At 71.5% G+C, this 13,454-nt stretch carries 11 protein-coding genes; 4 read left to right on the top strand and 7 right to left on the bottom strand.

Going from position 1 to position 13,454, the window contains the following annotated elements; genetic code table 11:
* Positions 1–18 precede the first annotated feature (18 nt).
* On the top strand, positions 19–1,260 hold the full coding sequence (locus ACQPZW_RS02675) for a glutamate-5-semialdehyde dehydrogenase (RefSeq protein ID WP_433793257.1): 1,242 nt from the start codon (positions 19–21) through the stop codon (positions 1,258–1,260).
* Here ACQPZW_RS02675 and ACQPZW_RS02670 read toward each other — a convergent pair.
* The 6 genes from ACQPZW_RS02670 to ACQPZW_RS02645 all read right to left on the bottom strand — a co-directional run bounded on the left by ACQPZW_RS02670 (position 1,257) and on the right by ACQPZW_RS02645 (position 9,266).
* The gene (locus ACQPZW_RS02670) at positions 1,257–2,060 is read right to left on the bottom strand and encodes a prenyltransferase/squalene oxidase repeat-containing protein (RefSeq protein ID WP_433793256.1); all 804 of its coding nucleotides are present in this window, start codon (positions 2,058–2,060) and stop codon (positions 1,257–1,259) included. The two genes, ACQPZW_RS02675 and ACQPZW_RS02670, sit on opposite strands and share 4 nt — an antisense overlap.
* An 88-nt stretch (positions 2,061–2,148) precedes the next feature.
* Positions 2,149–3,330, bottom strand: a complete 1,182-nt coding sequence (moeZ, locus tag ACQPZW_RS02665; protein WP_433793255.1) for an adenylyltransferase/sulfurtransferase MoeZ — start codon at positions 3,328–3,330, stop codon at positions 2,149–2,151.
* 109 nt (positions 3,331–3,439) lie between these two features.
* Positions 3,440–5,518, bottom strand: a complete 2,079-nt coding sequence (locus ACQPZW_RS02660) for a DUF3152 domain-containing protein (protein ID WP_433793254.1) — start codon at positions 5,516–5,518, stop codon at positions 3,440–3,442.
* Positions 5,519–5,672: 154 nt separating this feature from the next.
* Positions 5,673–6,479 (bottom strand): DUF3152 domain-containing protein, encoded by an 807-nt coding sequence (locus ACQPZW_RS02655; protein WP_433793253.1) that lies wholly within the window; start codon positions 6,477–6,479, stop codon positions 5,673–5,675.
* 175 nt (positions 6,480–6,654) lie between these two features.
* On the bottom strand, positions 6,655–7,620 hold the full coding sequence (locus ACQPZW_RS02650; protein WP_433793252.1) for an alpha/beta hydrolase: 966 nt from the start codon (positions 7,618–7,620) through the stop codon (positions 6,655–6,657).
* A complete protein-coding gene (locus ACQPZW_RS02645; RefSeq protein ID WP_433793251.1) occupies positions 7,620–9,266 on the bottom strand; it encodes a Daple in 1,647 nt (548 codons plus the stop codon). The genes ACQPZW_RS02650 and ACQPZW_RS02645 overlap by 1 nt, the downstream gene beginning before the upstream one ends.
* A gap of 299 nt (positions 9,267–9,565) precedes the next feature.
* Here ACQPZW_RS02645 and ACQPZW_RS02640 point away from each other — a divergent pair, with 299 nt between their 5' ends.
* The 3 genes from ACQPZW_RS02640 to ACQPZW_RS02630 all read left to right on the top strand — a co-directional run bounded on the left by ACQPZW_RS02640 (position 9,566) and on the right by ACQPZW_RS02630 (position 12,748).
* Positions 9,566–10,225: a TetR/AcrR family transcriptional regulator gene (locus ACQPZW_RS02640; RefSeq protein ID WP_043531207.1), complete on the top strand. Its 660-nt coding sequence runs from the start codon at positions 9,566–9,568 to the stop codon at positions 10,223–10,225.
* A 40-nt stretch (positions 10,226–10,265) separates the two neighbouring features.
* Positions 10,266–10,490 carry a DUF3107 domain-containing protein gene (locus ACQPZW_RS02635; protein ID WP_433793250.1) on the top strand — a complete coding sequence of 75 codons (225 nt, stop codon included), beginning with the start codon at positions 10,266–10,268 and terminating at the stop codon, positions 10,488–10,490.
* Positions 10,491–10,711: 221 nt separating this feature from the next.
* Positions 10,712–12,748: a DEAD/DEAH box helicase gene (locus tag ACQPZW_RS02630; protein WP_433793249.1), complete on the top strand. Its 2,037-nt coding sequence runs from the start codon at positions 10,712–10,714 to the stop codon at positions 12,746–12,748.
* A gap of 48 nt (positions 12,749–12,796) precedes the next feature.
* On the opposite strand, the gene ACQPZW_RS02625 is transcribed toward ACQPZW_RS02630, so the two are convergent.
* Entirely contained in the window at positions 12,797–13,426 is a 630-nt protein-coding gene (locus ACQPZW_RS02625; protein WP_433793248.1) for a heme oxygenase (biliverdin-producing), read from the bottom strand.
* Positions 13,427–13,454: the final 28 nt, after the last annotated feature.

Below are 13,454 nucleotides of genomic sequence, written 5' to 3'. Positions count from 1 at the left end.
CTTCGGAAGGTTTTTGGCATGAGTGTGCTGGAGCAGGCCGCGGCCGCCCGGATCGCGTCGTTCGACCTGGCTTCGGCCACCCGTGCCGAGAAGGACGCGGCCCTGCTGCTGATGGCCGACCGCCTGGTCGAGCGGACCGACGACATCGTGCACGCCAACGGTGTGGATGTGGCGAACGCCCGGGAGGGCGGCACGTCCGACGCGATGATCGACCGGCTGCTGCTGACGCCGGAGCGGGTCGCCGCGATGGCCGACGGCCTGCGTCAGCTCGCCGCGCTGCCCGACCCGATCGGTGACGTGGTGCGCGGCTCCACACTGGCCAACGGCCTGGAGTTGCGGCAGGTCCGGGTGCCCTTCGGGGTGGTCGGCATGATCTACGAGGGTCGGCCCAACGTGACGGCCGACGCCGCCGGCATCTGCCTCAAGTCGGGCAACGCGGCACTGCTGCGCGGCTCCGGCTCCGCCTTCTCGTCGAACGCGGCGATCGTCTCGGTGCTGCGCAAGGCGGTCATCGATGCGGGCCTGCCGGCCAACACGATCCAACTGCTGGACGCGACCACCCGTGACTCGGTCAAGGAGCTGATGCGGGCCCGCGGTCTGGTCGACGTGCTGATCCCGCGCGGCGGCGCCTCGCTGATCAAGACGGTGGTCGAGCAGTCGACGGTGCCGGTGATCGAGACCGGTGTCGGCAACTGCCACGTCTACGTCGACGCGGCCGCCGACCTGGAGAAGGCGCTGGCCATCACGATCAATTCCAAGGCGCACCGGCCGTCGGTGTGCAACGCGGCCGAGTCGCTGCTGGTACACGCCGAGATCGCCGACACGTTCCTGCCGCTGGTGCTGTCGGCGCTGGCCGATGCCGGGGTGACCGTGCACGGCGACGCCCGGGTGGCCGGCTACAGCGACGACGTGGTCCTGGCCACCGAGGAGGACTGGGGCACCGAGTTCCTGTCGCTGGACATCACGGTCGCGGTCGTCGACGGTCTCGACGACGCGCTCGACCACATCCGGCGGTATGGGACGGGCCACACCGAGGCGATCGTGAGCGAGTCGATCGCGGCCACCCGCCGGTTCGTGGCCGGAGTGGACGCGGCCGCGGTCATGGTGAACGCGTCGACCCGGTTCACCGACGGCGGCGAGTTCGGCTTCGGCGCGGAGATCGGCATCAGCACACAGAAGCTGCACGCCCGCGGGCCGATGGGCCTGCCCGAGCTGACCTCCACGAAATACGTCGTCACGGGCAACGGGCACACGCGCTAACGGCAGGCCCGCAGCACTGTCAGCGTGGTGTTGACGTCGAAGAGCGGGCCCTCGTTGCTGTCCCACCCGCCGTCGGGGCGCTGAGTCTGCGCCAGCCGTTTGCGGGCGCTCTGCAGCAGCCAGTCGTCACCGAGGTTGACCCGTCGCAGGGCGGCCGCCATCGACGCGACATCGGCCGGCGACATGTCCGGCAGGCGATCGCCGAGGACCTGCTGCACCCGCGCCGACTCGTAGAAGAACTGCTGCTGGTGCAGGAGGACGGCGGCATGCCACCCGGCCGCCAGGAACGACGGCCATGTCCCGTCCGGCCGGAGCCGGGTGACCACCCAGCTCGCCGCGGAACGCAGCACCTCGCTCCACGGGGTCCGGGTCTGATGCGGGTCGATCTCGACGGCCGCCGCGGTGAGCCAGAAGCCGGCCACCGCCGTCTGGTAGAGGGTGGCCTCGGGGTCGCCGGGCAGCGCCCACGCCGGGGCCTCGTCGGCGAGGGAGTCGTGCTCCTGCCAGGTGCCGTCACCGCGCTGGGCGGCGGCCAGCCATTGCAGGGCCTGCACGCCGACTGGACTGTTGAGCGCGCCGATCCCGTCGAGCTCGGCGAGTCGGTAACAGGTGGCGTCGATCGACGGTATGCCGCCCTCGGCCGAGGCGGGCCAGCCGCCCTCCGACATCTGGCCGGCGGCGATCAGCTCCACGGCCTCCGGCGGGGCGGGATGGCCGGTCCGCAGATGGGACAACCGTGCCCGCTCCACCGGGTCACCGTGGGCGACCACGTAGCCGATCGCAGCTTCTATATCGATCACGGTGAAGACGGTACCGTCCGCAACTGTGAATCGCAGGTCCGTTCCGTCCGAAGAGTCACCCGTTGGTGACTCCTCGGACGGGGATCCGTCAGTACGACGGCAGCGACGGGTCGATCAGGTTGACCCACGCCACGATGCCGCCCTGGACGTGCACGGCGTCCTTGAACCCGGCCGTCTTGAGCGCGGCCAGGGCCTCGGCCGAGCGCACGCCCGACTTGCAGTGCAGGACGATCTGCCTGTCCTGCGGGAACCTCGCCAGCGCCTCGCCGGAGAGGATCTCGCCCTTGGGGATCAGGGTCGCGCCGGGGATCCGGTTGATCTCCCACTCGGCCGGCTCGCGGACGTCGACCAGGAAGATGTCCTTGCCGCTGTCCTGCCAGTCCTTCAGCTCGCGGACCGAGATCGTGGAGCCGCTGATCGCCTCCTGCGCCTCCTCGGAGACCGCGCCGCAGAAGTCCTCGTAGTCCTCGAGCAGGTCGGTGACCGTCGGGTTCTCGCCGCAGAGCGCGCAGTTGGGGTCCTTGCGGACCTTGATCTTGCGGTACTCCATCTCCAGGGCGTCGTAGACCATCAGGCGGCCGACGAGCGGCTCACCGATGCCGGTGATCAGCTTGATCGCCTCGTTGACCTGGATCGAGCCGATCGACGCGCAGAGCACGCCGAGCACGCCGCCCTCGGCGCAGCTCGGGACCATGCCGGGCGGCGGGGGCTCCGGGTAGAGGCAGCGGTAGCAGGGACCGTGCTCCTCCCAGAAGACCGACGCCTGGCCGTCGAAGCGGTAGATCGAGCCCCAGACATAGGGCTTGCCGAGCAGCACCGCGGCGTCGTTCACCATGTAGCGGGTGGCGAAGTTGTCGGTGCCGTCGACGATCAGGTCGTACTGGCTGAAGATCTCCTTGACGTTGTCCCGGTCCAGCGCGGTGTTATGAATCACCACGTTGACCAGCGGGTTCACCTCGGCGATGCTCCGGGCCGCGGACTCCGCCTTGGGCGTGCCGATGTCGGAGACGCCGTGGATGATCTGGCGCTGGAGATTGGACTCGTCGACCGTGTCGAAGTCGATGATGCCGAGCGTGCCCACACCGGCCGCGGCCAGATAGAGCAACGTCGGCGAGCCGAGACCGCCCGCGCCGACCGCGAGGACCTTGGCGTTCTTCAGCCGCTTCTGCCCGTCCATCCCGACGTCGGGGATGATCAGGTGACGCGAATAGCGGCGGATCTCGTCGACGCTCAGCTCAGCGGCCGGCTCGACGAGCGGGGGCAGAGCCACATTCACTCCCCGGGTTAGGTGGTAAGGATCGCCGCCCATTGTTGCTCGATTCGCAGGCGCGGATCCATGACGTTGGCCACGGGCCCGACATGCGGGATCGCGGAATATTTCAGGCGATCGGCTTGCCCGCGTAACGTTCACCGTCCAGATAGGGCCACGGGTTGGGCGTACAACCCTTCAGCCCGAAGGTCTGCTGCTGCATGACCGGGGCCTTCTCGCCCTCACCGGGGCAGGCCTCGTGCCCGTGCCCGAGTTCGTGCCCGACCTCGTGGTTGATCGTGTAACGGCGGTAGGTCTCCAGCTTGCCGTCGTAATCGGGCACCGCGTCGGCCCACCGGTCGGCGTTGATGATCACTTGGCCGGGGACGCGGCACGAGGTGTAGCCCTCGGTCTCCAGGCCGCCGGCCGCGCACATCTTCTCCGACGTCTTCGCCGAGGCCAGGTAGATGGTGAAGTCCGCGTCACCGGACTTCTGCACCCGGCGCATCCGCAACCGCCCGTCGTTGATCCAGCTCCGCTCGTCACCCAGGGTCTCGTCGATCGCGTCGGCGAACCCGGTGGGCGACGTGTCGTCGACGACCTTCTCGACCGCCACCCGGAATCGGTACAACCGGCCGCCGTCGCCGAGCATCGGGCCGCGCTCCGGGGCGTACCCGAACTCTCCGCTCTTGCCCTTGCCCGCCGGCTTCCCGCCGCCGTCCGCGTCGGTCTTGGCCGGCACGTCCCCTGTCGCCTGCGGCACCGGACCCGCCGCCGGGCCGACACCCGCCGGCTCCTCCGCGCGTTGCGCGGCCTCCCGCCCCGGAGCGAGGGGTCGCTCGTCGTCGCGCAGCTCGTGACCGACGATCAACACCAAGACCACGAGCAGAAGGTACGCCACCAGCATCGTCCTGCGGCGACGCCGGACGCGACGGTCGGTGACCGTCGCGGTCACCGCGTGCCGTGCCTGGCCGGCACTCCGCGAGTGCGCGGGCACATACCCGCTCTCGGTCTCCGGATGAGTCAGCACCGACGGCAGGAACTCGGGCTCGGGCTCCTCGTGCCGGTGGATCTCGACGGTGGACGGTCCCCGGTCCATCGCGGCCACGTAGAGGTGCTCGTCGGCCATCGGCTCCGGAGGCTCCGGCTCCTCGGCCTCCCACGGGTCCTCCTCCCGCTGGGGCGCCGGGACGTGGATGTTCTCGGCGAGGTTGCGCTCCAGCAGGGACTTCGGCGGCCACAGGTTGTCCGGCAGCTCGGCCGGCAGGCGCACGCTAGGTGGAAGGCCGCGGTTCACGGTCCGTGGGTACTCTTCCTCCACTCGTGACGCAGAGTAGTCGACGAGGGAGAGGTCGGGAACGGACTCCGGCCGGGCCTCCCGTTCCGGCTCCGACTCTTGCCGGGTCCCCAGCCAGCCGTTCTCCGCCGACAGGCCGTCCCACTCGAGCGGCTGCGGTGGACGAGTGGTCGCGCGCGATCGTGGGGACCGGCGGGTGGCTCGCGGGTTCACGTACGCACCGGGCGCGGCCATCGGGTCGTCGAGCTGCGTGGCCGACGGCTCGGGGTCGACCGGGCGGGGGCGTGAGGCGGCCACTCGCTCCGCGGCGAGCTCGAGGATGCCACGGGTCAGCGGAGGGGGCGGTTCGTTGCTCTCCGGCGCGCTCAGGGCGAGGGTGGAGGGCTCCGGCGGTGGCGCCGGACGCGCCTTGGCGGTGCTCCGGCGACGGGACGCCTTCTCCTCCGGAGCCGGCGTCGTCTCCTCCACCGGCTCTCTCGTCCCGGCGGGCTCGACTCTCCTGTTCGCCGGCGCGGCTCTCCGGGCCGACGGCCCGGCCTTCCTCTCCGCGGGCTCGGCTCGGTTCTCAGCGGGCTCGGCTCGCCTCTCCGGCGGCTCTGCCGGGGCCGTCGCGGTCTTGCGGGCCGGGGCCCGGCCGGTGGTGGCGGTCCTGGCCGAGGTGGACTTGACCGGCGACTCCCCGGTCTTCCGGGCGGTCTCGCCGGTGGCGCCTCGGCGCACGCTCTTGCGCGCGGGCTCGGCGGGCGCGGTCACCGGCGACCGGCTCGTGGTGGTGGCCGCGGCCACGGTGCGCCGCCGGGTCGGCTTCTCCTCCGCGGGCGGTGGGACCGCCTCGGTTCGGGAGCGTGCGGCTCGGCCACGCCGGTCGGTGCCGGCGTCCGGGTCAACGGGGCCATTTGTCGCGTTTGCCATAGCAAGCGCCAGCCTGCCACGACTCACCGTCTGTCACAGGACTTTCGGATTTCCGTACCGTATGGGCGCTCGAAGCTCCCGGCACCGGTGTGATCGCCACCTCTGCCCCGGCGGCGCCGCGACACCGCTGACGACCACGCCGTTCGGCGCTCGCCTACAGTCGCGGGCCGGCCAGCTCCCGATCCTGGTTGCGCGGCCAGGACCAGGGGATGCAGCCACGCAGCGTGAGCGTCTGCTGGACCATCACCGGGGCCGGACCGCCGGCCCTCGGACAGCCCTCGTGCCGGTGGCCGAGCTCGTGCCCGACCTCGTGATTGATCACGTACTGCCGGTAGGACGCCAGGTCGGTCCGCGCCCGCAGGTAGGGCGGGGCCGACAGTCGCCAGCGGTCCAGGTTGATGATCGCCTTACCGACGGCACGGCACGATGTGTACGGGACGCCGCCGATCCGGATATCGGTCCCACCCACCTCGCACATCCGCCCCGCGGTGTCACGGGTCGCCAGGTAGACGGTGAAGTCGGCCTGGTCCGCCCCGGCCACCATCTGCATCCGGACCGTCCCCGACCCGACCCAGCTCCGCCCGTCCTCCAGGATCGTCCGCACCTGGGCGGCGAACGCGGCCGCGTCCTCCCCGCTGCCCGTCTCCACGGCGACCTTGAACCGCCGCACCCGGCCACCGGACCCGGCCACCGGACCGCGCGTATTCGCATACTCGAACCGGCCGGACCCCTTGACCGGCACGTCCCCGTCCAGCTTCAGCACGCCTGCGGGTGGAAACACCGAGGTCACCGCCGGCGACGGGCTGATCGGCGCCTTCACCTGGTCGGTCGGGACCGCGGAGGGCGCCGGGGCGGTGCTCGGCGGGAGGACCGGCGAGGCCGCGGCCGCCGGACGACCCGGAGGCCCGGCCGGGGTGTCGAACGGGCGGCTCACCGCGACGACGGTGAGCAGCACCAACACGGCGGCCAGCAGGACCAGCCAACCCTGGCGCCACCGGTCGCCCGGGCCAGGGTGCGCGTCTCGGGGGATTGGTCATCGGGGTCCAGGCTCGCACGAAACGGGTCACCGCTCCCACCCCGGATGGATCTTGTGCGCTTCATGACATCGCGCAACGGATCCACCGGCTCGGTGGGCCCTAGCGCTCCGGCGAGGACGCCCGGACGTCGTCGAGGAGACCGACGACGGCCCGGGCCACCAGACGGGGGACCTCCATCTGGGCGACGTGACCGACACCGGGAAGGATGAGCAGCCGGCCGTCCGGGATGACACGGGCCACCTGCGCCGGGACCCGCGGGTCGATCAGCCGGTCGTTGAGGCCGCCGATCACCAGGGTCGGCGCCTGGATCCGGGCGGCCAGGCGCCACTGCGAGTTGACCCCCGGGAGGTAGGCGCGCAGGAAGCTGCCGACCAGGCCGCGCAGGGTGCCGAGGTAGGCCCTCGGGTAGTGGGCGACCGTGTAGCGGAGCTGGATCTCCTCCATCGCCTCGGCGCGGCGCTGCGGATGCACCTTGGTGGTGTCGCCGAAGCACGCGGCCAGCACCTGCTCGGCCATCTGCTCCGCGGTGACCCGGGTCAGCGCCCAGGCCATCAGGCGCTCCGCGCCGGGCAGCGCGAGCAGCGGCAGAACGGGGCCCTGCGCGGTGCGGCGCGGATCGAGGAAGGGCATGGCCGGTGAGATGAGCGTGAGCGTGCGCACCAGATCGGGACGTAGCGCTGCCACCCGCACGGAGATGGAGCCGCCCAGCGAGTTGCCGATCAGATGGACCGGGCCGCGACCCGAGTGCTCCAGATAGTCGACGAGTGTGGCCGCGAACGCCGCGATCGAATATCGCGGGCTCGGATCGCTGTAGCCGAAGCCGGGCAGGTCGACGGCCTGACCGTCGAGCCGGTCGGCGAGCAGGCCGGCCACATCGGTGAAATTCTGCGAGGAGCCGCCGAGGCCGTGCACGTAGACGGCAGGCTCGGCTGCGGAGCCCATGGCCGGGGTGTCCCGGACATGCATCATCGCCCCACCGACCGTGACCCGGCGCGCGGGCCATGGCGGCGGAATCTCCCCTTCCGGCAACAGCGAGCTGTCGTCGGCCAGAATCGCGCCTCTCATCAAGCCAAGAGTGCCTCGAGCCGCCGGTTCACCGCGGAGAGTGTGGCGCGCACCATGGCGTGCCGATCGTCACCCGTGACCACCGCCGAACCGGCGAGCTGCTCGACCCAGCCGCCGCCGCAGGACAGCAGCAGCACGACCACGGCGACCTGCATCTGCCCGAACGAGACCGAGGCCGCATGCTCCACGAAGCACCGGGCCGGACCGTCCTCGTGCTGCGAGGTGGAGAGCAACTCGTCGACGGCACCGGCGGTGGCGGTCGCGCACAGGCGCAGGAGGTAACCGTCGACGGCCGGGCCGGTGGCCACGCCCGCGGCGCTGCGCCCGCCGGCACGCAGCCGCACCTCGACGGTGGCGTCCGCGCCGAACGTGTTGACGTGCACATTCTCGATGATCACGCGCGGACCGGGGTTGTCGCCCGGGTCCAGCGGTCGCGGCTTGGAGGCGTCCGCCGGAACCAGCGCGGCGCCGGCGTTGACCCCGGGCTGGCGCTTCTCCAGCGGAGGATACGGCCTGTCCGTCTGCGGGTGCGGCAGCGCGGAGACCGGCGCCGCGGAGACGGGGGCCGGCGCCGGGACCGGGGCCGGGATCGGGGCCGGGGACACCGGCCTGACCGGGCTGGACACCGGGGCCACCGGGCTCGAGACCGGAGCGACCGGCACCGCGGCCCGGGCCGGCCGGGTGGGCTGGCTGGGCAGCAGCGGAGTGCTGCGGGGCGACGACACGGGGGCGCTCGACGGCCGGAACGGCGAGTCACCGGGCATCGCCGCGTCCAGGCCCATCCGCTCCTGGAGGAGGCGGGCGACCTGGCGGCTCACCTCGGCGGCGTCGGCGCCGTCGGACAGGTCGAGGCGGAGGCTGTGCGCGCCGGCCGGAGTGGCCCGCAGGGAGGCGTCACGGACGCCCGGCACCTCGCGGACCGCGGCCAGGATGTCCTGGACGTCGAAGCCCTCCTGGCGCTCCTGAGCGGGTACGACGTCGCCGCGGCGCAGGTGCGTCGCGATGCGGGCCAATGCTGGCGCTTCGGCCGACGGTTCCACGGAGGGCGGCTCCGGAACTCTCGGGACGTCCGGCTGGGCCGGGACGCGCTGCGGGAGGCTCCCGCGCTGGTCGCCGTCGTTCTCGGCGTCACCGGGCGGGGCGTATGGCGATGTTTCGGGGGCCGAATCGTACGCCCGGCGGGCGAACCCCGGGGGGTCGAAGGAGTCGGCCGGGCCGTCGAGGTGCGGCAGCCCCTGGGCCAGGGTGTCGGTGACGAGCGCGTGCCGGGAGCGGCCGGGCTCGCCGGAGACCGGGGCGACCGGCGGCGGCCCCTGGACCGGCTCGGGCACCCAGTCCGGCCGGGGCTGCGGGACAGCGGCCCGGTGCTGGTAGGAGTCGTCGAGGTCACCCTCGTACGGAAAAGGGGGCGCACTGCTCGGCGCGGGAGCCGTCGGTGGTCGGCGGTGGTGGTGGCCCAGGATGTCGGCGAGCCGGCTGCGCTCCGGGGTCCAGGCCTCGGTGGACCCGGACGGGGGAATCTCGGAACTCGCCGCCGGCGCCGGAACCCCTGATGCGGGCGCGGCCCCGAAGGGACGTTCCGCCGGGATCTGCTGCCGTCCGAAGGTGCGCCCGTCAGACGGGCGACGCCATGGTGGCGTGTCCACTCCCTGCTCCAATGCCGCTCCCGTGTGGGGCCACGAACTCTCGTCGTCGGCCCAGCCGTTCATCCGTGTGCGGTCACGCGAGTCGGCCCCGTTGCCACCCGCTGAGGCTCCCGTGTCTCCGGAATGCCCTGATTCATCCACCGCGCGCTCCTCGCTCGCCCCCGCTGAGGCTACCGTGTCGTTGCAGTGGCGATAAGTTGCAGCGTCGCGACAATTGCCCGCACGACCGCGACATGCGCCGATCCGGGCAATCCGAGACGACAGACCGCGGGGACCCGACCCCCTGGAGGTTCACAGAAATGACCGCTGCGTCCGGCGGGCCACAGACCGCACGACCCACCCGCCTGCCCCGTTCGGCGCGACGCAAGCAGTTGCTGGCCGCCGCGCAGCAGATCTTCGTCGCGCACGGCTATCACGCCGCCGCGATGGACGACATCGCGGAGCGGGCGGGCGTCTCGAAGCCCGTTCTCTACCAGCACTTCCCCGGCAAGCTGGAGCTGTACCTCGCCCTGCTGGACACGCACTGCGACGCGATAATCGCCAAGGTGCGCGGGGCCATGCAGGCGTCCCCGGACAACAAGGAGCGTGTCAAAGGCGCCGTCCGGGCGTATTTCGACTTCATGGATCACGAGAGTGAGGCGTTCCGGCTCGTCTTCGAGTCGGACCTGCGCAACGACCCCCAGGTCCGCCAGCGGGTGGAGCGGGTCGAGCAGGGCTGCATCGCCGCTGTGACGGACACCATCATCTCGGACACCGGCCTGCGGCCGGATCAGGCCGAGTTGCTCGCCTCGGGTCTCGCCGGGGCGGCCGGACAGGCCGCACAGTTCTGGCTCGCCAACGGACGGCGTACGCCCAAAGCTGAAGCCGAAGCGCTCGTAGCTGCGCTGATCTGGCGTGGGATCGCCAGCTTCCCGCTGCAGGGCGGTTCAACGGCAGGTATGGCCCCCGAAATCGGATAGCCTTTCGAGCGGGTAGACGGATCTTTTTAGGAGGGACTCCGTGGAGGTCAAGATCGGCGTGCAACATTCGCCGCGCGAGCTTGTGCTGGAGAGCGCCCAGACCCCGGCGGAGGTCGAGCAGGCCGTGTCGGATGCTCTGGCCAAGGACGGCGTCCTGACGCTTACTGACGAGAAGGGCCGCAAGGTGATCATCCCGGTCGCCAAGGTGGCCTACGTGGAGATCGCCGAGGCGTCGCACCGCCCCTTCGGCTTCACGACCCGCTGAATTTCTCGTAACGGGAGGGCGCCCTGGTCTCAGGGCTCCCTCCCGTAACTCTCTCTCGGTGCGTCTGCTACCAGGTCGGGTAGAGTGGCCTGCGTAGCCGTCGATCTGTCGAGTCGACGGCCCGCGTGTGGCCCGCTTTCGAGCGTGCGGCCCGCGCCTATACGAGACCGCGCCCAAAGACATCCGACGGGCGCACCACGAGAGGGCACCCGTAAAACTTCATGACCGACAACGAGCAAGCTCTAGTCCCCGTCACCACCCGTGCGCCAGTCCGGCCGGACAGCCCCACCTTCGCTGAGCTGGGTGTGCGCGCCGAGACCGTCGAGGCGCTGGCCAAGGCCGGCATCACGCACGCGTTCGCGATCCAGGAGTACGCGCTGCCCATCGCGCTGCGCGGCACCGACCTGATCGGCCAGGCCCCCACCGGCACCGGCAAGACCCTCGGCTTCGGTCTTCCGATGCTCGAGCGCGTCCTCGCCCCGTCCGAGGGCGCCGACGGCCAGCCCCAGGCACTGATCGTCGTCCCCACCCGTGAGCTGGGCCTGCAGGTGGCTCGCGACCTCGCCGCGGCGGGTAGCACCCGGGGTGTCCGGGTCCTGCCGATCTACGGCGGCGTGGCGTACGAACCGCAGGTCGAGGTCCTCAAGAAGGGCGTCGAGATCCTGGTCGGCACCCCCGGCCGCCTGCTCGACCTGTGCAAGCAGAAGATGCTCAAGCTGAGCTCGGTCAAGGCCCTCGTGCTCGACGAGGCCGACCGGATGCTCGACCTGGGCTTCCTGGAGGACGTCGAGAAGATCCTGGCGATGATCCCGGGCGAGCGCCAGACGATGCTGTTCTCGGCGACCATGCCGGACCCGATCGTGGCCCTGTCACGCCGGTTCCTGCGCAACCCGGTCACCATCCACGCCGGGCACACCACCGAGAGCGGCCCGTCCCCGCTGACCAAGCAGGTCGTCTACCGCACCCACCCGATGAACAAGGTCGAGATGGTCGCGCGGATCCTGCAGGCCAAGGACCGCAGTCTCACGATGATCTTCACGCGTACGAAGCGGGCCGCCGACCGCGTCGCCGAGGACCTCGACTTCCGTGGTTTCGCGGTCGCCGCCGTGCACGGCGACCTGGGCCAGGGCGCTCGTGAGCGCGCGCTCCGGGCGTTCCGCAGCGGCAAGATCGACGTGCTGGTGGCGACCGATGTGGCGGCCCGCGGCCTCGACGTCTCGGGCGTCACCCACGTGATCAACTACGACTGCCCGGAGGACCCGGAGACGTACACGCACCGCATCGGCCGGACCGGCCGCGCGGGCGCCACCGGCGTCGCGGTCACCTTCGTGGACTGGGAGGACATGCCGCGCTGGGTGCTGATCGACAAGTCGCTCGGTCTCACCATGCCGGAGCCGCCGGAGACGTACCACACCTCCCCCGCGCTCTACGCGGACCTGGACATCCCGACCGACATCTCGGGCACCCTGCCGACCGCCTCACGCAGCCGGGCCGGGCTCTCCGCCGAGATCGAGGAGGATCTCGGTAGCACCGGTCGCCGTGGCCGCGGCCGCGGCGAACGTGACCGTGACCGTGGCGACCGCGGTGGCCGTGGCCGGTCGCGCAGCGGGAGCTCCGGTCCCTCGTCCGGTTCCGCCTCGTCCGGTTCCGCCTCGTCCGATCCCGTCTCGTCCGAGTCCGTCTCGTCCGACTCCACCTCACGCGGCGAGACCACCGACCGGCCCGCACGACAGCGTCGCCGTCGCCGGGTGGTCGAGGACGGCGTCGGTACGACCGAGGCCGCCGCCTCCGCCCCGGTGACGTCGCCGGGCCTGGACGCGCCGTCCACCGACGCGCTGTCCACCGACGCGCCGTCCTTTGAGGCACCGTCCTTTGCGGCACCGTCCTCCGACGTCCCGTCGCCCGAGACGGCCGAGGACGCGGCGCCCCGCACCCGGGCCCGTCGCCGGCGGGCTCCCGCCACCTCGGTGGCCTTCTCCGACGGAGGCGCCGCGAACGAAGGCGCCACCAGCGGAAACGCCTCCAACGGAAACGCCTCCAACGAGGGCGTCTCCAACGGAAACGTCTCCAGCGGAAACGCCTCCAACGGGGGCGTCTCCGCTGGAAGTGCGGAAACCCAGGAGACGCCCGCGGCACCCGTGGAGGCGGCTGACGAGGCGACGGCTCCGCGCCGCCGCCGGCGCCGCACCCCCCGCACGGCCGATGCCGACCTCTCGGGCGGCTCCGAGGCCGGTGTGGGCACCACCGCCGACGCCTGATCGAGCAGCATTCACCCGTGGGACCGGCTCACCGGTCCCACGGGTCTTTCAGGCCCAGTTCTGCCACAGCGCGGCCAGCAGGTCCATGTTGAGCTGATACGCGGCCGACACCTCATGGAGGAACGCGTCCTGCTGGCGGCGGGCCCACGGCAGGGTGTTGAGCCGCTCGCGGTACCGGGCCCGGAACAGCGGCGGATCGATCCCCTCGAAGACGAAGAACCGGAAACCCTCACGGCGGAATCCGTACGCCTCGACGACCGCCCGCCCCAGCCACTGCCCACCGGCCAGATCGCCGAGATAGCGGGTGCAGTGGTGGGCGACGTACTCGGTGGCCCGGCCGAAAGCGGCACTGCGGATCCGTGTGCAGTAGGTGGTGGTCGCGGGCAGCGCGGTGATCCGGCTCTGCCAGCGCGCACCGAAGAGGAACCGCAGGTCGGTCTCGAGCGCCGGCAGCCTGAACAACTCCGGCAGGACGAACTGACAGGCCACCGGGTCGTCGGTCATCGCGGTGGCGGCCAGCTCCAGCGACTCGTAGATGAACCAGTACTGGCTGAGCAACTCGGCGTATGCGGACAGGGGCAGCCGGCCGGACGCCAGGTGGGTGACGAACGGGCTCCGGCCTGACCCGGCGCTCTCGCGGTTGATCTCCCGCAGACGTTCGGAGAGAAGCGTGGACATCGCTGATCAACTTAACCGCGCTGGACCA

This window comes from Actinoplanes sp. CA-252034 (assembly GCF_050956125.1).
Lineage (GTDB): Bacteria > Actinomycetota > Actinomycetes > Mycobacteriales > Micromonosporaceae > Actinoplanes.
Note: the sequence above shows the minus strand (reverse complement) of the source record. Positions and strands in the feature narration are given on the sequence as shown.

Excerpts from the sequence above, each read along its gene's own strand:
- ACQPZW_RS02675 (WP_433793257.1), top strand. The coding sequence starts at position 19 with ATGAGTGTGCTGGAGCAGGCCGCGGCCGCCCGGATCGCGTCGTTCGAC.
- ACQPZW_RS02660 (WP_433793254.1), bottom strand. The coding sequence starts at position 5,518 with ATGGCAAACGCGACAAATGGCCCCGTTGACCCGGACGCCGGCACCGAC.
- ACQPZW_RS02650 (WP_433793252.1), bottom strand. The coding sequence starts at position 7,620 with ATGAGAGGCGCGATTCTGGCCGACGACAGCTCGCTGTTGCCGGAAGGG.
- ACQPZW_RS02640 (WP_043531207.1), top strand. The coding sequence starts at position 9,566 with ATGACCGCTGCGTCCGGCGGGCCACAGACCGCACGACCCACCCGCCTG.
- ACQPZW_RS02630 (WP_433793249.1), top strand. The coding sequence starts at position 10,712 with ATGACCGACAACGAGCAAGCTCTAGTCCCCGTCACCACCCGTGCGCCA.
- ACQPZW_RS02625 (WP_433793248.1), bottom strand. The coding sequence starts at position 13,426 with ATGTCCACGCTTCTCTCCGAACGTCTGCGGGAGATCAACCGCGAGAGC.